The organism is Xanthomonas hortorum (assembly GCF_011305375.1).
GTDB lineage: Bacteria > Pseudomonadota > Gammaproteobacteria > Xanthomonadales > Xanthomonadaceae > Xanthomonas > Xanthomonas hortorum_E.
In genome coordinates this window covers 477,575-502,163 of sequence record NZ_VCME01000004.1, presented here as the reverse complement: position 1 = coordinate 502,163, position 24,589 = coordinate 477,575, and the positions used below count along the sequence as shown (strand labels likewise).

Sequence of the window (24,589 nt, the reverse complement as noted above, 5' to 3'; positions counted from 1 at the left end):
TCCATGCCGCTGTCGCAGCTGTTGCCGGACGTGCCGATCGCGCACGACGTGCAGGTCTCGGGTCTGGTGATGGACAGCCGTGCGGTGCGTGCGGGCGATGCCTTCGTGGCGATCGCCGGCTTCGGCGCGCATGGTCTGGGCTTCGTCGAACAGGCGCGTGCCAATGGCGCAGCGGCGGTGCTGTTCGAGCCGCCAGCGCCTGCCGAGTTGCCGGCACCGGCCGACGCGATCGCCGTGCCCGGCTTGCGCGCGCGTCTGGGCGCGATGGCCGATCAATTCCATGGCCAGCCCTCGCAGGCGCTGCGCATGGTCGGCGTCACCGGCACCAACGGCAAGACCTCCACCGTGCAGTTGCTGGCGCAGGCGTTGACGCTGCTCGGCATGCCCACCGGCACGCTCGGCACCTTGGGTGTTGGCCTGTATGGCAGCGCCGTGCCGACCGGTTTCACCACGCCGCTGGTGTTGCCCACGCATGCGTTGCTGGCGCAATTGCGCGATGAGGGCGCGCAGGCCGTGGCGATGGAAGTCAGCTCGCACGCGCTCGATCAGGGCCGCGTGGATGCGGTGCATTTCGACGTGGCGGTGTTCACCAATCTCACCCGCGACCATCTCGATTACCACGGCGACATGGCGCATTACGGCGCGGCCAAGGCCAAGCTGTTCACGCGCGCTGGATTGAAATCAGCTGTGGTGAATCTGGACGATGACTTCGGCCGCACGCTGCTGGCCGCGCTCGACCCCGCGCTGCGCGCGATCGGTGTGAGTTCGCGCGCGCAAGCCCAGGCAATGGTGCGGGCGCAGGCGCTGCAGCTGGACCACAACGGCATCAATTTCGCGCTCAACATCCATGGCGAAGTGCATCCGGTGCACTCGCCGCTGCTTGGCCGCTTCAACGTCGATAACCTGCTCGCGGTCGCCGGCGCGTTGTATGCGTTGGACATCGCGCCGGCACAGATCGCTGAAGTGCTTGGTCAGCTGCAGCCGATCCACGGTCGCATGAATCGTCTCGGTGGCGCGCATGGCGCCCCGTTGGTGGTGGTGGACTATGCACACACGCCCGACGCGCTGGAACAGGCATTGGCCAGCCTGCGCTCGCATGCGCAGGACCGGCTGATCTGCGTGTTCGGCTGCGGTGGCGAGCGCGATACCGGCAAGCGCCCGCAGATGGCGGCGATCGCCGAGGTCAATGCGGATGTAGCGATCGTCACCGACGACAACCCGCGTGGCGAAGATGGCGATGCGATCGTGGCCGATATCCTGCGCGGCTTTGCGCGCCCGGACGCGGCGATCGTGCAGCGCGACCGCGCCGCGGCGATCCATCAGGCCATCAGCATGGCCAGTGCCTCCGACATCGTGCTGATCGCCGGCAAGGGCCACGAGCCATATCAGGAAGTCGCCGGCGTGCGGCATGCCTTCGACGACGCCATCGTGGCGGCGCAGGCCTTGCTGCCGCGCACCGTGCTGGGAGTGCGCGCATGAAGCTCACGCCGTTGTCGTTGATCGCCCACTGGGCCGGCGGCGAGTTGCATGGCGACGACGCCATGATCGATGCGGTCGGCAACGACACCCGCACGCTCGCCAACGGCAGCCTGTATGTGGCGCTGCGCGGCGAGCGTTTCGATGGACACGACTTTGCCGCAGACGCGGTGGCGCATGGCGCCAGCGGTTTGCTGGTGGATCGCCTGCTGCCTGCGCTGAGCGTGCCGCAGGTGCTGGTGGAAAACACCGAACTCGCGCTGGCGCGTATCGCCGCCGGCATGCAGCGCGACCGCGCCACGCGCGTGGTCGCGTTGACCGGCTCCAACGGCAAGACCAGCGTCAAGGCCTTGCTGCTGTCGATCCTGGAAGAGGCTGGGCGTGTCGATGGCACCACCGTGTACGCCAATCCGGGCAACCGCAATAACGAGATCGGCCTGCCGCTGGCGGTGATCGCCGCGCCGGACGATGCGGACTTTGCGATCTACGAAATGGGCGCCGGCAAGCCGGGCGATATCGCCTATCTCACCGACATCGCGCAGCCGCACGTAGCCCTGGTCAACAACATCGCACCCGCACATCTGGAGCGCCTGGGCAGCCTGCTCGGCGTCGCGCGCACCAAGGGCGCCATCTACGCGGCACTGCCGGCCGATGGCGTGGCGGTGATCAATGCCGACGATGCCTTCGGGGCCTGGTTCGAACAGCAATTGCATGCGCAGCCGGTGCACGGTCGCCGCGTGTTGCGTTATGGCTTGCAGGCCAGCGCCGACATCACTGCACGTGGGCTACGGCTGCAGGAAGGTGGTGCGCAGTTCACGCTGGTGACGCCGCAAGGCGAAGCGCAGATCGCGCTGCCGTTGCCGGGCCGCCACAACGTGCTCAACGCGCTGGCTGCGGCCGGGTTGGCGTTGGGCGTGGGTATCGCATTGCCGATCATCGCCGCCGGTCTGGCGCAGGCGCGCCCGGTGGCCGGTCGACAGATCGCACACATGCTGCCCAGCGGCGCGGTGCTGATCGATGACAGTTACAACGCCAATCCCGGTTCGCTGGATGCGGCCATCGACACGCTGGCTGCCGCGCCGGGCGCTGGTTGGCTGGTGCTCGGCGACATGCGCGAACTCGGCCCGGAAGGCAAGGCGCTGCATGCCGCCGCCGGGCGTCGCGCACACGCGGCCAAGCTGCAGCGGCTGTACGCGTTGGGCGAGCTCAGCGCCGCCGCCGCGCAGGCGTTCGGCGATGGCGGCCGCGTGTTCGCCACTCATGCCGCGCTGGTCGCGGCGTTGCAGGCGGATCTGGCGCAGGTCGCCGTTTCGCCGACTCAAACGCAGGAATCTTCTTCGATGCACGAACACACCGGTGCGGCGGCGCAGACTGCCGCCACCACGGCGCAGGTCCCGCCCACGTTGTTGGTGAAAGGCTCGCGTGGCAGTGCGATGGATCGCATCGTCGCCGCGTTGCTCGCAGCGGCGGAGGACACTTCCCATGCTGCTTGAGTTGGCCCGTTGGCTACAGCAACTGGAGAGCCTGTTCGGGCTGTTCAACTATCTGACCTTCCGCGGCATCCTAGCGGCGCTGACCGCGTTGTTCCTGTCGTTGTGGATGGGCCCGGCGGTGATCCGCAAGCTGGGCCAGTTCAAGGGCGGCCAGCCGATCCGTCAGGACGGCCCGCAGACGCATTTTTCCAAGGCCGGCACCCCCACCATGGGCGGCTCGCTGATCCTGCTGACGGTGACCTTGTCGGTGCTGTTGTGGGGCGATCTGCGTAACCGCTATGTGTGGTTGGTGCTGGCAGTGATGCTCTGTTTTGGCGCGATCGGCTGGTACGACGACTGGATCAAGATCGTGCGCCGCGACCCCAACGGCCTGAAGTCGCGCTGGAAATATCTGCTGCAGTCGATCTTCGGCCTGGCTGCCGGCCTGTTCCTGTACTACACCGCCGATGTGCCGGCCGCAATCACCTTCTACATTCCGATGTTCAAGGCGGTGGCGCTGCCGTTGGCCGGCGTGAGCTTTGTGGTCATTGCCTACTTCTGGATCGTCGGCTTCTCCAACGCGGTCAATCTGACCGACGGCCTGGATGGTCTGGCGATCATGCCCACCGTGCTGGTGGCCTGCGCGCTGGGTGTGTTCGCGTATGCCTCGGGCAACGTGGTGTTTGCCGAATACCTGAAAATTCCGCTGATTCCCGGGGCCGGCGAGCTGATCATCATCTGCTCGGCGATTGCCGGGGCAGGGTTAGGGTTTCTGTGGTTCAACACCTATCCGGCCATGGTGTTCATGGGCGATATCGGTGCGCTGTCGCTGGGCGCGGTGCTCGGCACCATCGCGGTGATCGTGCGTCAGGAACTGGTGTTGGTGATCATGGGCGGCGTGTTCGTGATCGAAACGCTGTCGGTGATCATCCAGGTCGCCAGCTTCAAGCTCACCGGCAAGCGCGTGTTCCGCATGGCGCCGATTCATCACCATTTCGAACTCAAGGGCTGGCCCGAGCCGCGCGTGATCGTGCGCTTCTGGATCATCTCGGTGGTGCTGGTGCTGATCGGCCTTGCCACGTTGAAGGTGCGCTGATGAACGACAACGCGCGTCAAGCCACTCGACTCGAGGCCATCGGCGGCCGCTACGACCCGTGGCTGCTCGGCGCCGCCGCAACCCTGGCATCGCTGGGCGTGGTGATGGTGGCGTCCAGCTCGATCGAACTGTCCGACAACCCGTTCTATTACCTCACCCGCCATCTGCTGTTCCTGGGCATCGGCATTGGCCTGGCCTTCTGGGCGATGCGTACCGAGCTCAAGACCATCGAGCAGTACAACCAGGTGTTGCTGCTGGCCTGCTTCGGCCTGCTGATCGTGGTGTTCGTGCCGGGCCTGGGCAGCAGCGTCAACGGCGCCAAACGCTGGATCAATCTGGGCGTGTCGAAATTCCAGACGGTGGAAGCGGTCAAGGTGCTCTACATCGTGTGGCTGTCCAGCTACCTGGTGCGCTTTCGCGACGAGGTCAATGCGACCTGGCCGGCGATGCTCAAGCCGCTAGGCGTTGCGATCGCACTGGTCGGCCTGCTGTTGATGCAGCCGGACTTCGGCTCGTCCACGCTGTTGCTGGCGATCACTGCCGGCATGCTGGTGCTGGGCGGGGTGAACCTGCCGCGTATGTCGATGCCGATCGTGTTCGGCCTGCCGGTGTTTGCCTTCATCGCGATCCTGGAACCGTACCGCCTGCGCCGTATCACCTCGTTCCTGGATCCGTGGGCCGATCAGCTCGGCTCCGGCTACCAGTTGTCGAACGCCTTGATGGCGGTCGGCCGCGGCCAGTGGACCGGCGTGGGCCTGGGCGCCTCGGTGCAAAAGCTCAACTACCTGCCCGAAGCGCATACGGATTTCATTTTTTCGGTGATTGCCGAAGAGCTCGGGTTTGTCGGCGTGTGCGGGGTGATCTCGCTGTACGCGCTACTGGTTGGCCGCGCGTTCTGGCTGGGCATGCGCTGCGTGGAAATGAAGCGTCATTTCTCCGGCTACATCGCCTTCGGCATCGGTCTGTGGATCAGCCTGCAGAGCTTCGTCTCGGTGGGCGTGAACCTGGGCATCCTGCCGACCAAGGGCCTGACCTTGCCGCTGATTTCCTCCGGCGGTTCGTCGGTGCTGATGACCTGCGTGGCGATGGGCTTGCTGCTGCGCGTGTCCTACGAAATGGATCGCGCCGAGCGTCTGCGCAGCAAGTTGTCGCCGCAGGGTGCAGGCGCGCCGTCGGCGGAGCCTGCCGAGCCGGTGGTCGACTCAGTGCCGCCGGCGTATGCGCCAGCGCGCAAACCGCAGCGCGACACCGTGGCTGCCGCTGCGCCCGCACCCGCACCGGTCGCTGCAGCATCGGTGGCGCCGGCATCGGCCATCCTGCGCGGCACCAGCCGCATGCAGCCGCGTGTGGAACCGACGTTCGGGAGGATCGCGTGAGTAATAAGCACGCCAATCCCGCACAAGCGCCCGCGCAGTCTGCTGTTCGGCCGGTGATGATTCTGGCTGGCGGAACCGGTGGGCATATCTTCCCGGGCCTGGCCGTGGCCAAGGTGCTGCGCGCGCGTGGCGTGCCGGTGACTTGGCTCGGCGCCGATGGCGCGATGGAAACCCGCCTGGTGCCGCAGCACGATATTCAACTCGACACGCTGGCCATCACCGGGCTGCGCGGCAAAGGCATCGTGAAACTTCTCGGCGCGCCGGTACGGGTGATGCGCGCGGTGCGCGCCGCCGGCTTCGTACTGCGCAAGCGCCAGCCGCGTGCGGTGATCAGCTTCGGCGGATTTGCGGCCGGCCCGGGCGGCATGGCTGCACGTCTGCTCGGCGTGCCGTTGCTGGTGCACGAACAAAATCGTGCACCCGGCATGACCAACAAGGTGTTGTCGCGTTTCGCGCGTCGCGTGTTGACCGGTTTCCCGGGCAGCTTCGCTGGCGAAGAAGCGGTGGGCAATCCGGTGCGCGCGGAAATTGCAGCGCTCCCCGTGCCGGCTCTGCGCCTGGTCGGTCGTGGTGGCCCGGTACGCATGCTGGTCCTCGGCGGCAGCCAGGGTGCACGCGCATTGAATCAAGCCGTGCCGGCGGCACTGGCGGCACTCGGTCACCCGGATGTCGACGTGCGTCATCAGTGCGGCGAAAAGCTGCGCGCCGAAGCCGAAGCGGCGTACGCGCAGGCCGGCGTCAACGCCAGTGTCGAACCCTTCATCGCCGACATGGCGGCTGCTTACGCCTGGGCCGATCTGGTCGTGTGCCGTGCCGGTGCCTCCACGCTGGCCGAACTGTGTGCCGCCGGTATCGGCAGCGTGCTGGTTCCCTTCGCGGCCGCCGTCGACGATCACCAGACCCGCAATGCCGAATACCTGGTCGGCGCCGACGCCGCCGTGCTGCTCAAGCAGGACGACACCCTGGCAGTGCGTCTGCAGCAGGTCTTGCAGACCTTGCTCGCCGACCCCGCGCGCCGCCTGTCGATGGCACAAGCCGCCCGCACCCTGGCCAAGCCGGATGCCGCCGAACGCATCGCCGACATCATCCTCCAGGAAGCCGGGAATGGTGAATCGGGAATGGGGAATGGGCAGAGCTCAGAACACTTGCAGGAACACAAATTGATGCACGCAGACAAGCGCACCGACCAAGTATCCGTCGCCGCTGGCGCTCCGCTTCATACGATTCCCGATTCCCGAGTCCCGATTCGCACCTCCGCAGGAGGTGCCGCGTGATCCGCCGTCTGCAGGACAGCGGCGATCTGGTGCGTGCGTTCCCGCGCGTGCATTTCGTCGGTATCGGCGGCACCGGCATGAGCGGCATTGCCGAAGTGATGCTGACGCTGGGCTATGAAGTCTCCGGTTCCGACAACTCCGATAACGCGGCCACACGTCGGCTGGCCAAGCTGGGTGCGCGGGTGATGCGCGGGCATTCGGCGGCCAATGTGCTCGGCACCGATTGCGTGGTGGTGTCCAGCGCGATTCGCGAAGACAACCCCGAGCTGATGGAAGCGCGCAGCCAGCGCATTCCGATCATGCCGCGTGCGGCGATGCTGGCCGAGCTGATGCGCTTCCGTCGCGGTATCGCGGTGGCCGGCACGCACGGCAAGACCACCACCACCAGTCTGGCGGCGGCCGTGCTGAGCGAAGGCGGGCTGGATCCGACCTTCGTCATCGGCGGGCAGTTGCTGGCTGCCGGTGCCAACGCCAAACTCGGTGGCGGCCAGTGGCTGGTTGCCGAAGCCGACGAGAGCGATGGCAGCTTCCTGCGCCTGAATCCGTTGATGGCGGTGATCACCAATATCGATTCGGATCACCTGGAAAACTACGGCAACGATTTCTCGCGCATCCAGGCGGCATTCGCAGAATTCCTGCAGCGCCTGCCGTTCTACGGTCTGGCCCTGCTGTGCATCGACGACCCGGAAGTGGCCGCGCTGGCCAGCAAGACGCCGCGCCACGTGATGAGCTACGGCATGAGCGAAAACGCCGACGTGCGCGCCGAAGATGTGGTGCAGGACGGCCCGCGCATGCGCTTCACGCTGCGCCTGCCCGAAGGCACCACCACACCGGTGACGCTCGCACTGCCGGGCCGTCACAACGTGCTCAATGCACTGGCAGCAGCGGCGATCGGTTGGCAATTGGGCGTGGCGCCGGAAACCATTGCGCGTGCGCTGGAAAACTTCGCCGGCATCGGCCGTCGCTTCAACGATCTGGGCGAAGTCACCACCAGCACCGGTGCACGCGTGCGCGTGGTCGACGATTACGGCCACCATCCGCGCGAGCTGGAAGCGGTGTTCGCCGCAGCCCGCGGTGGCTGGCCGGACAAGCGTCTGGTGGTCGCATTCCAGCCGCATCGTTACAGCCGTACCCGCGATCAGTTCGACGCCTTTGCTGCGGTGTTGAGTACCGTCGATGCGCTGGTGTTGAGCGAAGTCTACCCGGCCGGCGAAGTGCCGATTCCCGGCGCCGATTCGCGTGCGTTGGCGCGTGCCATCCGTGCGCGCGGCCGCAGCGAGCCGGTGGTGGTCGGCCAGATTTCGGGCCTGGCCGAAGTGTTGCCGGACGTGCTGCAGGACGGCGATCTGTTGCTGATGATGGGTGCCGGCGATATCGGTTACGTGGCCCAGCACATCATCAATAACGGCTTCACCGGAGCGGCTGCATGAGCGCGACGGTCGCCAACGTGCGCGGCACCGATCCGGCTGCGTTCGGCCGTGTCGCCGTGCTGCTCGGCGGTACCTCGTCCGAGCGCGAAGTGTCGTTGAACTCCGGCAGCAACGTGCTCGATGCACTGCGCGCGCGCGGCGTCGATGCACAGCCGGTCGATGGCATTCCGGCACTGGCGCAGGCCCTGGTCGAAAAACGTTTCGACCGTGTCTTCAACGTGCTGCACGGCCATAACGGCGGCGGCGAAGACGGCATCGTGCAAGGCCTGATGGAAGCGTTCAAGGTGCCGTACACCGGCTCCAACGTGCTCGGCTCGGCGCTGAGCATGGATAAGATCCGCACCAAGCAGGTGTGGCTGTCGCTGGGCCTGTCCACGCCGCGCTATGCGCGTCTGGCCGCCGGCGCCAGCGCCGATCAAATTCAGGCTGCCGCACAGCAGATTGGCCTGCCGGTCATCGTCAAGCCTGCCAACGAAGGCTCCAGCGTCGGCATCAGCCGCGTGTTCGACCAGGCCCAGCTCGAAGAAGCCGTGGTGCTGGCGGCGCGTTACGACGGCGCGCTGCTGATGGAACAGCTGATCGAAGGCGACGAACTCACCGTGGCCGTGCTCGGCGAGGTCGCGCTGCCGTCGATCCGCATCGTGCCCAAGGGCCAGTGGTACGACTACAACGCCAAGTACGTGGCCGACGACACCCAGTACGTGTGCCCGGGCCTGGAAGGCGATGCCGAAACGCAACTCCGCCAGCTCGCACTCGACGCCTTCCGCGCTGCCGGCGCACGTGGCTGGGGCCGCGTGGACGTGATGCGCGACCGCGCCAGCGGCCAGCTGTATCTGCTTGAAGTGAACACCGCTCCGGGCATGACCAGCCACTCGCTGGTGCCCAAGGCCGCGCGCCAGCTCGGTATCGATTTCGAAGAACTGGTCTGGCGCGTGCTGGAGCAGACGCTATGAAGACGGGATTGGGGAATCGCCATTCGGGATTGGTGAACAGCGACGCCGCGTGCGCTGTTGCTATTGCCGTTACAAATCCCCAATCCCCAATCTCCAATCACGCGAGCGCAGCTCGCGCTGTTGCCAATCCCCAATCCCGAATCACCAATTCCGCGCGCGGAGCGCGCCCATGAACGCCACCCTGCGCATCCTGGCCTGGTTGATCGCGGTGACGCTGGTCGCGTTGCCTGTGGTGGCTGTGCTCAATGGCTGGGTCGGCGCCGAGCGTTGGCCGTTGGCGCGGTTGCGGGTCTCCGGCGACTTCAAGCGGGTGCCGGCCGAAGAGCTGCGTGCGGTGGTGCTGCCGTATGCGCGCTCGGGTTTTTTCGCAGTGAAATTGCAGAACGCGCAGGACGCCATCGCACGGTTGCCGTGGGTGGAAAGTGCACAGGTGCGCAAGCGTTGGCCGGACGTGCTGGAAGTGCGCGTCACCGAGCACAAGCCGTTCGCGCGCTGGGGCACCGACCGCATGCTGTCCGAGCAGGGCCGGCTGTTCCGCACCCCGCCGTTGTTGAAGGACTTCAAGCTGCCGCAACTCGGCGGCCCGGACAGCAAGACGCAGGACGTGGTGGCGCTCTACAACGAATCGCGCGCGCTGTTCGCGCCGACCGGGCTGGATGTGGAGCGCCTGGAAATGGACGCACGCGGCAGCTGGTCTCTGGGACTGAGCAACGGCGTGCAGATCGTGATCGGCCGCGACGATGCGCGCGCACGCCTGCAGCGCTTCGCCCGCGTGTTGCCGCAACTGGCCGACCCGCAACGCCCGATCGCCCGCGCCGACCTGCGCTACACCAATGGCTTCACGGTCGAACGACGAATGGAGAATGGGGAATCGGGAATGGATAAAAAACCCAAGCCGGCGTCGCCCGCTGCGCCGCACACGCTGGTCCTGAATTCTCTACGCCTCCGTACACCGCTGTTGACCATTCCCCATTCCCCATTCGCTATTCCCGGCTTTAAGACATGAACCGCAAAGGCGACAAATCCCTCATCGTTGGACTGGACATCGGCACCTCCAAGGTCGTCGCGCTGGTCGGCGAGTACTCGCCCGGCAATCCGATCGAAGTGATCGGCATCGGTTCGCATGAGTCGCGCGGTCTCAAGCGCGGCGTGGTGGTGGATATCGAATCCACCGTGCAGTCGATCCAGCGCGCAGTCGAAGAAGCCGAGCTGATGGCCGGCTGCGAAATCCGCTCGGTGTACGCCTCGATCTCCGGCAACCACGTGCAGTGCAAGAACTCGCCCGGCATCGTGCCGATCCGCGACGGCGAAGTGACCTGGAGCGATCTGGAGCGCGTGCTGGATGCGGCCAAGGCCGTGGCCATTCCTGCCGACCAGCGCATCCTGCATGCGATCCCGCGCGAATACGTGCTGGACGATTCGCAGGAAGGCATCCGCAATCCGGTCGGCATGACCGGCGTGCGCCTGGAGGTGCATGCGCATCTGGTGGTATGCGCGCAGTCGGCCGCGGCCAATATCACCAAGTGCGTGCAGAAGTGCGGCTTGCAGGTCGACGATCTGGTGCTGTCCTCGCTCGCATCGTCGGTGGCGGTATTGACCGCCGACGAACGCGAACTGGGCGTGGTGCTGGTGGATATCGGTGCCGGCACCACCGACTTGGCCGTCTACGTGCAGGGCGCGATCTGCCACACCGCATCGCTACCGATCGCTGGCGACCACGTCACCAACGACATCGCGCACATGCTGCGCACGCCGACCCCGGAAGCCGAGCAGATCAAGGTCCGCTACGCCTGTGCGCTCGCGCAGCTGGCAACCGCCGAAGAAAGCATCCAGGTGCCCTCGGTCGGCGACCGCCCGCCGCGCCGCATGCCGCGGCATGCACTCGCGCAGGCGGTGCAGGGCCGTTACGAAGAAATTTTCGAAATGGTGCAGGCCGAATTGCGCCGCTCCGGTTTCGAGGAGATGGTGCGCGCCGGCATGGTGCTCACCGGTGGCGCGTCGAAGATGGAAGGCGTGGTCGAACTGGCCGAAGAAATGCTGCAGATGCCGGTGCGCGTGGGCATTCCCCAGCACGTCACCGGCCTGGGCGAAGTCGTCGGCAACCCGGTGCACGCCTCCGGCGTGGGCCTGTTGCTGATGGGCAGCCAGATCGAACACCCGCGTCGTCCGTCGATCCCGACCGGACGTGCCGGGAGTTTGTTCAAGAAATTGAAGAACTGGTATCGCGGCGAATTCTGAGGGGCCGGGATTGGGGATTCGGGATTTGGGATTGGTAAGAGCGAAAGAAAAGCAGAGTGGCAGCAAGGATTAAGTAGAGAGCGGCGAGCGGGTAGGCGGTAAAATTTTTTGCAGGCATTGCGTCGAGGAGTAGGTGAGGTGAGTCGTAGAGCGCAACAGCGCATCTACGGTCCCGCACACGAATCCCGACTTTCAAACAACAACACTCGCCGTGGTGCGGAGTGGGCAGGGACCAACGCTTTTGCGAATCCCAATCCCCACTCCCCAATCCCGGCTCAAGAGGACACTGACATGGCACATTTTGAACTGATCGAAAAGATGGCTCCCAACGCGGTAATCAAGGTCGTTGGCGTGGGCGGCGGCGGCGGTAACGCGGTTGCACACATGGTCAACACCAACGTCGATGGCGTGGAATTCATCACCGCCAACACCGACTCGCAGGCGATCAAGAACTGCGGCGCCAAGTTGCAGCTGCAGCTCGGCACCAACGTCACCAAGGGTCTGGGCGCAGGCGCCAATCCGGAAGTCGGCCGTCAGGCTGCGCTGGAAGATCGCGAGCGCATCATGGACGCGCTGCAGGGCGCGGACATGGTGTTCATCACCGCCGGCATGGGCGGCGGCACCGGCACCGGTGCAGCACCGGTGGTTGCGCAGCTGGCCAAGGAAATGGGCATCCTGACCGTGGCCGTGGTCACCAAGCCGTTCCCGTTCGAAGGCCGCCGACGCATGCAGGTTGCGCTGAAGGGCATCGAGGAACTGAGCCAGCATTGCGATTCGCTGATCACCATTCCCAACGAAAAGCTGATCACCGTGCTCGGCCGCAACGCCACCATGATTCAGGCGTTCCGCGCTGCCAACGACGTGCTGCAGGGCGCCGTGCAGGGCATCGCCGATCTGATCGTGCGTCCGGGTCTGATCAACGTCGACTTCGCCGACGTGCGCACCGTGATGTCGGAAATGGGCCTGGCCATGATGGGCACCGGGTCGGCACGCGGCGACGATCGCGCGCAGGCCGCTGCCGAAGCCGCCATCCAGAACCCGCTGCTGGACGATGTGAACCTGGCCGGCGCCAACGGCATCCTGGTCAACATCACCGCCGGCCCGGACTTCACCATGGCCGAGTTCGACGAGATCGGCCGCACCATCGAAGCGTTCGCCTCGGAAGATGCCACCGTGGTCGTCGGTACCGTGCTCGACCCGGACATGCAGGACGAAGTGCGCGTCACCGTGGTCGCCACTGGCCTGAACCGTGCGGTTGCACGTCAGACCCAGCGTCCGGACCAGCGCGCGCCGATCAAGCTGGTGCGCAACGCCACCACCGGCCAGCCGGAATTCGGCGATTTCGAAACTAGCGGTGGCGATGCGGTATCCAAGGCCGTTGGCGGCAGCATGGGCCTCGGCCTGCGTCGTCCCAGCAGCGACTCGGTCGGCAGCAGCAACACCAACGGCGGCGGTTCCTCTGCGCCGGCGGCAGACCTGCCCAACGACTACCTGGATATCCCGGCGTTCCTGCGCCGCCAGGCAGACTGACGCTTCACTGCGATGCCACCTTGGTGGCGCCGCCCGCAATGCCCCGAGGTTCGCTTCGGGGTTGCAATGCCATGTCCTCTTTCTGCCGGATCGACTTATTGATCCGGCAGCTTTTGCAGTGGCGTGACCGGTCGATTACAGTTGCCGTCACGCGTGACTTGTTAAAATTCGGATAATCTCAACGATTGGACAGCCGGTTCAGCGCCTGTCTGCATTGTTCATCCAGACTTCGCATATGACCCAGCAACGCACTCTCAAAAACACCATTCGTGCCACCGGCGTCGGCCTGCATAGCGGCGACAAGGTGTATATGACGCTACGACCGGCTCCTGTCGATCATGGCGTGGTGTTCCGGCGTGTGGACCTGGAACCTGTCGTCGAAGTCCCCGCCGATGCCGAGCTGGTCACCGAGACCACGCTGTGCACCGGTTTGACCTGCAATGGCGCCAAGATCCAGACAGTTGAACACCTGATGTCGGCACTGGCCGGCCTGGGTGTGGACAACGTCATCGTCGAACTGTCCTCGGCCGAGTTACCGATCATGGATGGCTCGTCCGGCCCGTTCGTGTTCCTGCTGCAGTCGGCAGGCATCGTCGAGCAGAACAAGGCCAAGCGCTTCATCCGCATCAAGCACACGGTGGAAGTACGCGAGGGCGACAAGGTCGCGCGCTTCGAGCCATACGAGGGCTACAAGCTCGGCTTCACTATCGAATTCAATCACCCGATGATCCCGGCCAAGCAGTCGCGCCAGGAAATCGAGTTCTCCACCTCGGCCTACGTCAAGGAAATCTCGCGCGCCCGCACCTTCGGCTTCATGCGCGACCTTGAGTACATGCGCGAGCGCAATCTGGGCCTGGGCGGTTCGATGGACAGCGCCATCGTGCTGGACGAGTTCCGCGTGCTCAACGAGGACGGCCTGCGTTACACGAACGAATTCGTGCGGCACAAGATCCTGGACGCCATCGGCGATCTGTATCTTGCCGGCGGTGCCATCCTGGGCGCCTACGAAGGCTTCAAATCCGGCCACGCGCTCAACAACAAGCTGGTGCGTGCGCTGCTGGCCGATCAAGCCGCCTGGGAATGGGTCAGCTTCCCCGAAGGCAGCGTGCAGCCGCCGGTCACCTACGCCAGCCCCGTCTACGCCTGATGTCAGGGAATGCCGCAGTTGGCGTTCGAAGTGTGAACTCTGTCGGATTTCCGGCCCGTTCTTAACGTTTATTTAAGACTTCTCTAACTCCTGCGTGGCCTATGCCCGCTAGGATGCGTCGGGTCGTGTGCGGTCTTCGCAATTCTTTCACGCACCGGCGGCCGTTTCGACAAGGCGGCACGGACATCACCGCTTGGTCGGTGGAACGTCCTGCAAGGAGGCCAAGGCGTCGCGCAGTCCTTTGTGCGTCGCCTCGGAAACAGGGCGTGGACGTTCACGGTTCTGCGGCATTGGGGAATGCAGCGGGGTCGTGATGGTCTTGATGGTCACTGCGGTGGCCTTCAGTCCGATGGATCGGGCGGCATCCAACAATTGGGTCTCGGCAAGCCGCAACTTGGCATGCCAGACAGGTGAATCAACCAGAAAAACGAGCTGTTCGCCTCGGACATTGGCCAACCGGCAACGGGTGGCCAGATGAGGCGGTAACAGGGGGCGCAACTGCCGGTCCAGCGCATCGAGCCACAAGGCGCGACGCAAGGGGTCGCCAGCCTTTTCACCCAACGCGGCTTCGATGGCCGGTTGTGGAGCGGAAGGGTTGCGTGCGTTGGACTTGGGCTTGGACATGACACTCATATGGCGTTGAAGAAAGTTGTAATCAAATCTCGGCAAACCCGGACCCAGCGTGTGGTCCGACAGTTCCAGGGCTTCGCCGCAGATCGACCGATGGTAGTCCTCGGCGCGGTGTTGGGCTTGGGGATGTTGATCGGCGTCGGTGCCAGCACCGCCACCGGCATGGTGACCAATTCCGCGCTGCAGGCCAAGGTCGCGCAGCAGCAGGTCGAGCTTGCCCAGGCGCAGCGCGCTTCGCAGGCGCAGGTCAACGCATTGGCCGCGCGCATGGGTGAGCTGCAGGCGCAGGCCACCCGCCTCAATGCCTTGGGCGAGCGATTGACCGAAATGGGCAAGTTGAAGGACGGCGAGTTCGACTTCGATGCGCCGGTCGGTGTCGGTGGCGGCGATGAGCCGGTCAGCGACATGCCGGTCGAATCGCTCAAGGAGACCCTAGGGCAAGTGGAACAGCAGTTCTCCGCCTCCGGCCAGCAATTGAACGTGCTTGCCTCGCTGATGTTCGACCATCAGCTCGAACAGAATTCGGTGCCCTCGCGGATGCCGATCCGCAACACCTACATCACCTCGGGCTTCGGCGGCCGCGCCGATCCGTTCGACGGCGGTTCGGCCTTCCACAAGGGTGTGGACTTCCACGCCAACGTGGGCGACCCGGTGATGTCGGTTGCCGATGGCGTGGTCAGCTACGCCGGTGTGCGCGGCGGCTACGGCAACGTGGTCGAAGTGGACCACGGCAATGGCTACGTGACCCGCTACGCGCACAACTCGCGGCTGGTGGTGAAGGTGGGCGATCTGGTGCGCGCCGGCCAGCAGGTGGCCAGGGCCGGTTCCAGCGGCCGTTCCACCGGCGCACACGTGCATTTCGAAGTGTGGGCGGACGGGCGGGTGGTCAATCCGCGCAAGTTCCTGGGCGACACCAACACGCCGGTAGGACGCCGCGGGCGCGGTTGACGAAGGCGCGCTCGGCGCTTGATTCGTGGAGGCCCGCCCCAAGCTACAATAGGGTGTTGCCATCGACAGGGCGCAGTGCGCCCTGTTTCGTTTACGGCGGCCGGGTCTTGGGGACCGGCGTCGGTCAAACCGTTCCTTTTCAACCGGTTTCTTCAATGATCAACAGTCTGCTTACCCGTGTCTTTGGCAGTCGTAACGAACGCCAGCTGCGCCAGCTCACCCGCCTCGTCACCCAGATCAATGCGCTGGAGCCGACGATCGAGAAGCTCTCCGACGCCGAGCTGCAAGCCAAGACCCCGGAGTTCAAGCAGCGACTTGCCGCCGGCGAGTCCTTGGACAAGATTCTTCCCGAAGCCTTTGCGGTGTGCCGCGAGGCCAGCCGCCGCGTGCTCGGCATGCGCCATTACGATGTGCAGCTGATCGGCGGCATGGTGTTGCACCTGGGCAAGATCGCCGAGATGCGCACCGGCGAAGGCAAGACGCTGGTGGCCACGCTGCCGGTGTACCTCAACGCGCTGCAGGGCGAGGGCGTGCACGTGGTCACCGTCAACGACTACCTGGCGCGCCGCGATGCCGCGCAGATGGGCAAGTTGTACAACTGGCTGGGCCTGAGCGTGGGCGTGGTGTATCCGGGCATGCCGCACAGCGACAAGCGCGAGGCCTACGGCAGCGACATCACCTACGGCACCAACAACGAATTCGGTTTCGATTACCTGCGCGACAACATGGCGCTGTCGCGTGCCGATCGTTATCAGCGCAATCTGCATTATGCGATTGTCGACGAAGTCGACTCGATCCTGATCGACGAAGCGCGCACCCCGCTGATCATCTCCGGCCCGGCCGACGAATCGCCGGAGCTGTACATCCGCGTCAACCGCATCGTGCCGCAGCTGACCAAGCAGGAAAGCGAAGAGGGCGAGGGCGATTACTGGATTGACGAGAAGGGCAAGCAGGTGCACCTGTCCGAAGCGGGCATGGGCCATGCCGAAGAACTGCTGATGCAGGCCGGCATTCTCGAGAATGCCGAAGACGGCCTGTATGCCGCGCAGAACCTGAGCGTGGTGCATCACCTCAACGCCGCACTGCGTGCGCATGCGATCTACCAGCGCGATGTGGATTACATCGTGCGCGATGGCGAAGTGGTGATCGTCGACGAATTCACCGGCCGTACGCTGTCAGGGCGTCGCTGGTCCGATGGCCTGCATCAGGCGGTCGAGGCGAAGGAAGGCGTGCCGGTGCAGCGCGAGAACCAGACGCTGGCCAGCATCACTTTCCAGAACCTGTTCCGCATGTACAAGAAGCTGTCCGGCATGACCGGTACGGCCGACACCGAAGCCTACGAATTCCAGAGCATCTACGGCCTGGAAGTGGTGGTGATTCCGACCAACCGCCCGACCGTGCGTAAAGATCATCCGGACCAGGTGTTCCTCAACCGCAAGGGCAAGTTCAATGCGGTGCTGGCCGATATCGAAGATTGCGCCAAGCGCGGTCAGCCGGTGCTGGTGGGGACCACCTCGATCGAGACCTCGGAGATGCTGTCCGAGCATCTACGCAAGGCCGGGGTGAAACACGAAGTGCTCAACGCCAAGCAGCACGAGCGCGAAGCCACCATCGTGGCCAACGCCGGCCAGCCGGGTGCGGTGACCATCGCCACCAACATGGCCGGTCGCGGTACCGACATCGTGCTGGGCGGTTCGCTGGAAACCGAGCTGCACGGCATGGGCGAGGACATCAGCGACGAACAGCGCCTGCAGGCCAAGACCGAATGGCAGCGTCGGCATGACGCGGTCAAGGCGGCCGGCGGCCTGCACATCATCGGTACCGAGCGGCACGAGTCGCGCCGTATCGACAACCAGCTGCGCGGCCGTGCCGGTCGTCAGGGCGACCCGGGTTCCTCGCGCTTCTATCTGTCGCTGGAAGACAACCTGATGCGCATCTTCGCCTCGGACTGGGTCCAGAAGGCGATGCGCATGATGGGCATGAAGGAAGACGACGTCATCGAAGATCGCCTGGTCAGCCGGCAGATCGAAAAGGCGCAGCGCAAGGTGGAAGCGCACAACTTCGACATCCGCAAGAACCTGCTGGACTTCGACGACGTCAACAACGATCAGCGCAAGGTGATCTACGCCCAGCGCGACGAATTGCTGGATGCCGAATCGGTCAAGGACAACGTCGACGGCATCCGTGGCGATGTGATCTACGACCTGGTCGCGCGCTTCGTGCCGCCCAATTCGGTCGACGAGCAGTGGGACCTCAAGGGTCTGGAAGCCACGCTGGAATCGGAACTGGGCATGCCGCTGGCGCTGAGCGAGATGGCGCGCACGCAGGAAGAACTGGACGCCGAGCAGATTGCGGCCAAGGTGCAGGCGGCGGTGGATGCGCACTTTGCCGAGAAGGAAGCGGCAGTGGGCAACGACACCATGCGCGCATTGGAGAAGCACGTGATGCTGACCGTGCTCGACCAGGGCTGGAAGGAGCATCTGGCCAAGATGGATTACCTGCGCCAGGGCATCTATCTGCGCGGGTATGCGCAGAAGCAGCCCAAGCAGGAATACAAGAAGGAAGCCTTCGAGCTGTTCTCCGAGATGCTGGAGAGCGCCAAGCGCGAAGTGATCAACCTGCTGGCGCGCGTGCGCATCCGCAGCGAAGAAGAAGTGGCCGAGCTGGAAGAGCAGGAGCGTCTGCAGGCGCAAGCGCGCCTGATGGCTTCGCAGTTCCAGCACCAGGACGCCGGCGGCTATGGTGCCGACGAAGAAGTGGAACAGATGCAGGGCGGCAACGCGCCGGTGCCGGTGTCGCAGGTGACTCGCGACGAGCCCAAGGTGGGCCGTAACGATCCATGCCCGTGCGGTAGCGGCAAGAAGTACAAGCACTGCCACGGTCAACTCAGCTGAGCTGAGTTGACCGTGGTGCAGCCCGTGGAGCGGGCTGCACACCCAGTGTCCGCGTAGCGGACGCTGGGTGCACGGTATTCCTCCGATCCCCGCGTCTTTGGCGCGCCCTCTTACCAAGGGGGCTCTACTGACGGAGGGGATTCGTGGGGCTTGTTGAGAAGCGTGAATTGTTTGAACAGCGGTATTGAATGTCGGAGGCTGCGTGCAAGGCCTGTCTCCCGATTCCGTTTGCGTTTGGCGAACTTCCTACCAAGAGCCTTGTTTGCAGAGTCGGTAGGCATTTGTCTGGAAAGCATGGCTTAAGGGCGAGGAGGGCACGCTTGGCGGGCTCTACCCCGGTGAGCGTCAGCGCGGCGTATGCTCATTCCACGTCCTGCGTGGAGTGCGGTCATGTCGCTGTCCAGCCAGCAACTGAAAGTGTTCGTGCCTGCGCGCGACTACGCGTTGTCGCAACGGTTCTATCGCGCGCTGGGCTTTGTGCAGGAAGACGAGGTGGGCAACGTGACCTGCTTCCGGCATGGCACGCATTGCGCGTTTTTGCTGCAGGATTTCTATCTGCGCGAGCTGGCCGAGAATCTGATGCTGCACCTGTGGGTGGACGATGCCGATGGTTGGTGGCAACACGTGCACGACACCGGGCTGGGCGAGCAGTTCGGGGTGACCTGCAGTGCGCCGGAAGATCGACCATGGGGCGCACGCGATTTCACCTTGCACGATCCCAGCGGAGTGCTCTGGCGCATCGGGCATCCGTTGTAGGGCCGTGGTTGGGGATTGGGGATTGGTCAAAGCGCAGCATGTGTGCTTCTACCAATCCCGAATCCCGAATCCCGAATCCCGAATCCCCGCCCTCAAGCGATTGCACTGAACCGCTCACTCGCGGCACTCTTGTGCCCATGCCCGATTCTCTAAGATCCATCCACGTCGTTGCCGGCGTGATCACCGACCCTCGCGGCCGCATCCTGCTGACCCGCCGCACCGAAACCCGTGACATGCCCGGCCTGTGGGAGTTTCCCGGCGGCAAGCGCGAACCCGGCGAAACCTCCGAACAGGCGCTGGTGCGCGAACTCAATGAAGAGCTCGGTATCGAGGCGCAGGTGGGCGAGTGGCTGATGGATGTGCCGCAGTTGTACCCGGACAAGCGGCTGCGTCTGGAAGTGCGCCACATCACCGCATGGAAAGGCAGCCCGCGCGGGCGCGAAGGCCAGGCGATGACCTGGGTGGCCGCAGACAAGCTGACCCGCTATTCGATGCCGCCGGCCGACGTGCCGGTAGTGGGGGCATTGCGCCAGCCCGACCGCTATCTGATCACGCCCGAACCCGACGACGAGATACTGTGGCTGGAAGGTCTGGAGCGTGCGCTGCAAGATGGCGTTACGCGCATCCAGTTGCGCGCGCGGCAGGCCGAGTCCGTGCGCTGGCAGGCATTGCTGCAACAGGTGATGCGCCTGCGTGGTCGTGCGCGCGCGCAGTTGCTGCTCAATCGCGACATCGCGTTGGCTGGCGAACTCGGCATCGGTGTGCATCTGGGATCTGAGCAATTGGCCGCACTGCAACAGCGCCCGCTGCCGGCCGAACAGCTGGTTGCCGCTTCGTGCCACGGACTGGAAGATCTGCGTCACGCACAGCGGCTCGGCTGCGATTTTGCGGTGCTGGGTCCGGTGCAGACGACGACCTCGCATCCGGGTGCGACACCGTTGGGATGGGACGGTTTCGAAACCTTGCGCGAGCAGGTCTCGCTACCGATCTACGCACTCGGCGGCATGCAGATCGACGACCTGCGCGAAGCACGCTCGCATGGTGCGCAAGGCATTGCGGCGATTCGCTCGCTCTGGCCGCAGTGATTGCACCGTCGGCGACCCTGGTGGTGTTCGGCGGATTGCCGGGCGTCGGCAAGAGTTCCATTGCACAGCTGCTGCTCACGCACTGCAATGCGATGTATCTACGCATCGATACCATCGAGCAAGCGCTGCGCGACAGCGGTGCACTCGCTGAGGACGTCGGGCCAGCCGGCTATCTGATTGCCTACGCCATTGCAGAGGCGAATCTGCGCCAACGCCAGGTGGTGGTTGCCGATAGCGTCAATCCCTTGCCGGTCACCCGCGAGGCGTGGCGCGATGTGGCGCGTCGCACACAAAGTCGGCTGCTGGAGATCGAAGTGGTGTGCAGCGATCGCGACGTTCATCGGCAGCGCGTGGAATCGCGGCATAGCGAAATCCCCGGACTACGCGCGCCGGAGTGGTCGTCCGTACTCGCGCATGACTATGTGGCCTGGACCGAGCCGCATTGGGTGATCGACAGCGCGGTGCTGAGTCCAGAGCAAGCGGTTGCAGAGATCATGCGTCGGTTTGCTGCTTAGTCTGAAAGCGTTTGGCCAGCTGTGTGCCTACGTGCGGGCAACTCCATTTGAGAGGGCTGCTCGAAGCAGAGACGGTCATGGCAGCCCACGCGTGTTTTGTGAGCGGCTTTAAAACGTCACCCAGAAGCAGTTGTACTGCCGGCGCAGGCGCAGCACGCTGCGTGCGGGCGTGCCGCTGGGGAGGTTCTGTTCCAGGCGCAGGCCCCACGGTCGTGGGCGGCTTGGAGTTGCGGGAAGCGGGGCGTCGATGGCGCTGCCGTCCAACGATGGAGCGGCTGCGGCTGTGCTGCCGGCCTCGGCTTCCCAGGTTGGTGTCTCGCTTTGCGGGTACATCGGGACGATATCCAGCAACGGGCGTTGCACGACGGCTTCCAGGCGGCTCAAGACCTGGTTGGCAGCGGCGTCGGATTGCCCGCTCCAGAGGTAGAGGCTGGAGAGCCGGTTGACGTCGCGGCTGTCCACCGCCAGTTGCAGCAATGACACCAGTTCGCTCAGTCGACGCGGGCAGCCGTAGCGATACAGGCCGGTGTTGCCCTGCGTGCGGGTGGCCGGTGGCGGACGCGCAGCGGCGCCGACGTCTTCGCAGCGGCGGTCGGTGAACATGGTCTGCCCATCCGGCGTGACGCAGCGGCGGATCTCCTGCGCCTGCACACGCGTGGCGGAGCCAAGGCAGAACAACAGCAACAAAGGCAGCAGGAGGCGAGGCATCGGCGCAGCGTAGCCGGGGGCGTGTGAGCTGGCGAGATACGTGCGCGCGCAGACGTGCATGCGATACCGGCCGGTCACGCGTTCAACCTCGGCAGCACGCATGCGCATCAGAACCTGCGCATCGGTGTGCGACGTGCTGTGGTTGTGATGCAAGGCCGGCCAAACGCGCGCCAGCAGCGCACGCGCGCGCAAAGCCCGCACTCAGCGCCCGAGCAGTTGCAACACCTGCGTGGTCGGCTTGGCCAGGTTGAGCGTGTAGAAGTGCAGGGCCGGCGCGCCGCCGGCGATCAGGCGTTCGCACACCGTGGCCACCACTTCCGCACCGAAGGCGCGCACCGCATCGGCATCGTCGCCGTAGGACTGCATCTTCTTGCCGATCCAGCGCGGAATCTCCGCACCGCATTGCTCGGAAAAACGCCGCAGCTGCGAGAAATTGGAGATTGGCATGATGCCGGGGATGATCGGGATCTCCACGCCCATGCGCTGCACCGTGTCGCGGAAATGAAAGTACGCATCGGCGTTGTAGAAGTACTGGGTGATCGCCGCATCGGCGCCGGCATCCACCTTGGCCTTGAAGTAACGTAGATCGCTCAGCGCATCGGTCGCTTGCGGATGGGTTTCCGGATACGCGCCGACTTCGATACGGAACGCATCGCCGTGCTCGGCGCGGATGAAGGCAATCAGGTCGGAGGCATAGCGCAGGTCGCCCGGATGGCCCATGCCCGAGGGCAGATCGCCGCGCAGCGCGACGATGCGGGTGCAGCCGATCGCGCGATAGAGTTTGAGCAGTTCGCGGATTTCCTCGCGGCTGCCGCCGACGCAGGACAGATGCGGGGCGGCTTCGAAGCCATGCTTCTGCTTGAGGTGACGCACCGTCTCGGAGGTGTAGCTGAGCGTGGAGCCGCCGGCGCCGAAGGTGCACGACACGTACTCCGGCGCGTAGCCCTTCAACCTGGCCGCAGTGCGGTCCAGCTGCGCGCGCTGGTCGTCGGTCTTGGGCGGGTAGAACTCGAAACTGAGATGCGTCATCGCGGCGGGTCCGGCAGAGCGTGCGGGCATAATATCGCTTCATCGCGATGAATGCATATTTGGTTGCGGGTGTCCCGATTTTCGAGCTCGCCGTCATGCGGGCACCCGGATGCAGGCGTGATATCCGCATGGTTGCGGCTGCTTGCGCGAGGGCCTCTCTACCTAGCGCACGCGGTAAGCTTCCAGGCACCCCACGCCACTTGATCGGAGCGCAACATGCAAGAACAGGAAATGGATGTCATCGCCGAATCGTTGGGCCGCATCTGGGTCGCGCTGGCGCGCAGCGTCGGCGACCTGGCGCTCGCCCTGGCCGAGCAACCCGGTGTGGATGGCGACAAGTTGCTGAGCGACTTCGCTGCACGCCTGCCGTCCGGGCAGGACGACGGCACCTCGAAGGTGTTCGAGGCGATTCGCCAGTACATCGACCAGGGCGTCGCTCCCAGCGAGGAGTGATGCGTGCCATGCGCGTCTGTGTCAGTGCAGGCGCGCGTGGCGATTCATGTGATCTTGCGCTGCGCAGCATTGTTGCGTACCTGCGCCAAACGTTGACGCCTGCATGCCTACACTGGGCGCACTTTCTACGGAGCGCCTTGCATGAGCGACACCACGATGACCGCCATCGCCATCCGCGATGGCAAGGGCGATGCGGATGCGCTGTACGTCAGCGAGCAACCGCGCCCGCGTCCCGCGCCAGGGCAAGTGTTGATCCGCGTGCACGCCGCCGGCATCAATCGTCCTGATCTGCTGCAACGTGCCGGCCACTATCCGCCGCCGCCCGGCGCGCCGGAGATCCTTGGGCTGGAAATCGCAGGCGAAATCTTGGAGCCGGCCGGTCGCTGGAAGGTGGGCGATCGCGTGTGTGCGTTGCTGGGCGGTGGCGGCTACGCGCAGTACGCAGCGGTCGACGCGCGCCATGTGCTGCCGATTCCGGCCGGCATGGATCTAGTGCACGCCGCCGCGCTGCCGGAAACCATCTTTACCGCCTACGCCAACCTGTTCGAGCACGGCCGGCTCGCGGCCGGCGAGTGGCTGTTGCTGCATGGCGCCACTTCCGGGATCGGCGTCACCGCGATCCAGATGGCCAAGGCCGCCGGCGCGCATGTATTGGCTACCGCGCGTTCGGCGAGCAAGGCAGCGCAGGCGCGCGAACTGGGCGCCGATGTGGCGATCGACTCCACCACCGAATCGTTTGTCGCCGTGGCCAAGGCGCACGGCGGTGTGGATGTGTCGCTCGACATGGTGGGCGCTGCGGTGTTCGCCGATACCCTCGAAGCGCTCAATCCGCGCGGGCGCATCGTCTACATCGCCTCGCAGGCCGGTTCGACCATCGAGGTGCCGATTCCGCTGCTGATGCGCAAGCAGGCCATCCTCACAGGTTCGACGTTGCGCCCGCGCAATGCCGACGAAAAGGCGCGTCTGGCGGCGGAAGTGGAGCGCGTGGTGTGGCCGTGGATCGCGCAGGGCAAGCTGCGCGTACTGCTGGACAAGCGCTTCCCGCTGAGCGAGGCCGCTGCGGCGCACCGCTATCTGGAACAGGGCAGCCACCTGGGCAAGGTGGTACTGGAGATGTGACTGCCCGCGGTCAGCTGCCTGGCATGTGCGCGTGTCAGGCAAGCGATGCCTGTCGCGGCGTGATGTTGTCGGATAGCGCATTGCAATGCGCATCCGAGCGGGTTTGTGTATGGATCAATCCACGGCATGCCCGCTTCACGATGCTTCAACGCCAGGCTGTCTTCGCCGCCGGGCCAGCCGTAGCCGACCCCTGATCGGGCGTGCCCGGCTCCAGATCGGACCACACCCGCACATAGCCGAGCGCGCCGAGCACGACGTCGTAAAAGCGCGCAGCAATGGCCGTTCTTGTGCGGCCACCACGCGTCGCAGGTATAGCAAAACAAGCAGGAGCGATGTCTCGCGGCGAGCCGCACCCTGACCGTACACTGCGTGCTCGCGTGCAGGGCTGCGGAGCTGCATTGCGCCATTGCCGCGTTGGCTCCGCGCAATCGCTTGCTTCATGCGATCGAAGCGGCGCTGT

21 protein-coding genes and 1 pseudogene are annotated in these 24,589 nt (G+C 64.9%); 18 read left to right on the top strand and 4 right to left on the bottom strand.

The window, feature by feature from the left end:
- Positions 1-3 precede the first annotated feature (3 nt).
- From FFY45_RS05355 to lpxC, 11 genes are all read left to right on the top strand, one after another.
- Positions 4-1,479 (top strand): UDP-N-acetylmuramoyl-L-alanyl-D-glutamate--2,6-diaminopimelate ligase, encoded by a 1,476-nt coding sequence (locus FFY45_RS05355; RefSeq protein WP_176339676.1) that lies wholly within the window; start codon positions 4-6, stop codon positions 1,477-1,479.
- On the top strand, positions 1,476-2,969 hold the full coding sequence (locus FFY45_RS05350) for a UDP-N-acetylmuramoyl-tripeptide--D-alanyl-D-alanine ligase (protein ID WP_176339636.1): 1,494 nt from the start codon (positions 1,476-1,478) through the stop codon (positions 2,967-2,969). The genes FFY45_RS05355 and FFY45_RS05350 overlap by 4 nt, the downstream gene beginning before the upstream one ends.
- On the top strand, positions 2,959-4,044 hold the full coding sequence (gene mraY, locus FFY45_RS05345) for a phospho-N-acetylmuramoyl-pentapeptide-transferase (protein WP_023902725.1): 1,086 nt from the start codon (positions 2,959-2,961) through the stop codon (positions 4,042-4,044). Before FFY45_RS05350 ends, mraY begins: the two co-directional genes overlap by 11 nt.
- Entirely contained in the window at positions 4,044-5,420 is a 1,377-nt protein-coding gene (ftsW, locus tag FFY45_RS05340; protein WP_176339635.1) for a putative lipid II flippase FtsW, read from the top strand. Before mraY ends, ftsW begins: the two co-directional genes overlap by 1 nt.
- A 56-nt stretch (positions 5,421-5,476) precedes the next feature.
- Entirely contained in the window at positions 5,477-6,694 is a 1,218-nt protein-coding gene (murG, locus tag FFY45_RS05335) for an undecaprenyldiphospho-muramoylpentapeptide beta-N-acetylglucosaminyltransferase (protein WP_176339675.1), read from the top strand.
- Complete coding sequence (gene murC / locus FFY45_RS05330; RefSeq protein ID WP_176339634.1) at positions 6,691-8,124, top strand: UDP-N-acetylmuramate--L-alanine ligase; 1,434 nt, start codon at positions 6,691-6,693, stop codon at positions 8,122-8,124. The genes murG and murC overlap by 4 nt, the downstream gene beginning before the upstream one ends.
- Complete coding sequence (locus tag FFY45_RS05325) at positions 8,121-9,077, top strand: D-alanine--D-alanine ligase (RefSeq protein ID WP_176339633.1); 957 nt, start codon at positions 8,121-8,123, stop codon at positions 9,075-9,077. Before murC ends, FFY45_RS05325 begins: the two co-directional genes overlap by 4 nt.
- Positions 9,078-9,246: 169 nt before the next feature.
- Entirely contained in the window at positions 9,247-10,083 is an 837-nt protein-coding gene (locus FFY45_RS05320; protein WP_176339632.1) for a cell division protein FtsQ/DivIB, read from the top strand.
- Positions 10,080-11,315, top strand: coding sequence for a cell division protein FtsA (ftsA, locus tag FFY45_RS05315; RefSeq protein ID WP_003485272.1), 1,236 nt, complete (start codon positions 10,080-10,082; stop codon positions 11,313-11,315). Before FFY45_RS05320 ends, ftsA begins: the two co-directional genes overlap by 4 nt.
- Positions 11,316-11,606: 291 nt before the next feature.
- Entirely contained in the window at positions 11,607-12,845 is a 1,239-nt protein-coding gene (ftsZ, locus tag FFY45_RS05310) for a cell division protein FtsZ (RefSeq protein ID WP_104550786.1), read from the top strand.
- A 235-nt stretch (positions 12,846-13,080) separates the two neighbouring features.
- Positions 13,081-13,992 carry a UDP-3-O-acyl-N-acetylglucosamine deacetylase gene (lpxC, locus tag FFY45_RS05305; RefSeq protein ID WP_176339631.1) on the top strand — a complete coding sequence of 304 codons (912 nt, stop codon included), beginning with the start codon at positions 13,081-13,083 and terminating at the stop codon, positions 13,990-13,992.
- Positions 13,993-14,178: 186 nt separating this feature from the next.
- Here the strand turns inward: lpxC and FFY45_RS05300 are convergent, their stop codons facing one another.
- Positions 14,179-14,625 (bottom strand): DciA family protein, encoded by a 447-nt coding sequence (locus FFY45_RS05300; RefSeq protein WP_006448957.1) that lies wholly within the window; start codon positions 14,623-14,625, stop codon positions 14,179-14,181.
- On the opposite strand from FFY45_RS05300, the gene FFY45_RS05295 reads away from it, so the two are divergent.
- From FFY45_RS05295 to FFY45_RS05275, 5 genes are all read left to right on the top strand, one after another.
- Entirely contained in the window at positions 14,626-15,570 is a 945-nt protein-coding gene (locus FFY45_RS05295) for a M23 family metallopeptidase (protein ID WP_006448958.1), read from the top strand.
- A 155-nt stretch (positions 15,571-15,725) separates the two neighbouring features.
- Positions 15,726-18,464 (top strand): preprotein translocase subunit SecA, encoded by a 2,739-nt coding sequence (secA, locus tag FFY45_RS05290; protein WP_176339630.1) that lies wholly within the window; start codon positions 15,726-15,728, stop codon positions 18,462-18,464.
- A 390-nt stretch (positions 18,465-18,854) separates the two neighbouring features.
- Entirely contained in the window at positions 18,855-19,220 is a 366-nt protein-coding gene (locus FFY45_RS05285; RefSeq protein ID WP_023902735.1) for a VOC family protein, read from the top strand.
- Positions 19,221-19,357: 137 nt separating this feature from the next.
- Positions 19,358-20,305, top strand: a complete 948-nt coding sequence (locus FFY45_RS05280; protein ID WP_176339629.1) for a Nudix family hydrolase — start codon at positions 19,358-19,360, stop codon at positions 20,303-20,305.
- The gene (locus tag FFY45_RS05275) at positions 20,302-20,820 is read left to right on the top strand and encodes an AAA family ATPase (RefSeq protein WP_176339628.1); all 519 of its coding nucleotides are present in this window, start codon (positions 20,302-20,304) and stop codon (positions 20,818-20,820) included. The genes FFY45_RS05280 and FFY45_RS05275 overlap by 4 nt, the downstream gene beginning before the upstream one ends.
- 108 nt (positions 20,821-20,928) lie before the next feature.
- Here FFY45_RS05275 and FFY45_RS05270 read toward each other — a convergent pair whose 3' ends face one another.
- Both FFY45_RS05270 and metF read right to left on the bottom strand, forming a co-directional pair.
- Positions 20,929-21,588, bottom strand: a complete 660-nt coding sequence (locus tag FFY45_RS05270; RefSeq protein ID WP_176339674.1) for a hypothetical protein — start codon at positions 21,586-21,588, stop codon at positions 20,929-20,931.
- Positions 21,589-21,729: 141 nt separating this feature from the next.
- Positions 21,730-22,557: a methylenetetrahydrofolate reductase [NAD(P)H] gene (gene metF / locus FFY45_RS05265; RefSeq protein WP_023903044.1), complete on the bottom strand. Its 828-nt coding sequence runs from the start codon at positions 22,555-22,557 to the stop codon at positions 21,730-21,732.
- 216 nt (positions 22,558-22,773) lie between these two features.
- Here metF and FFY45_RS05260 point away from each other — a divergent pair, with 216 nt between their 5' ends.
- Both FFY45_RS05260 and FFY45_RS05255 read left to right on the top strand, forming a co-directional pair.
- Positions 22,774-23,010, top strand: coding sequence for a hypothetical protein (locus FFY45_RS05260; protein WP_055822521.1), 237 nt, complete (start codon positions 22,774-22,776; stop codon positions 23,008-23,010).
- Positions 23,011-23,151: 141 nt separating this feature from the next.
- Positions 23,152-24,129, top strand: a complete 978-nt coding sequence (locus FFY45_RS05255) for an NAD(P)H-quinone oxidoreductase (protein ID WP_176339627.1) — start codon at positions 23,152-23,154, stop codon at positions 24,127-24,129.
- 131 nt (positions 24,130-24,260) lie between these two features.
- Here the strand turns inward: FFY45_RS05255 and FFY45_RS22430 are convergent.
- Positions 24,261-24,442, bottom strand: a pseudogene (locus FFY45_RS22430) (VOC family protein); the annotation flags it as partial.
- Positions 24,443-24,589 lie beyond the last annotated feature (147 nt).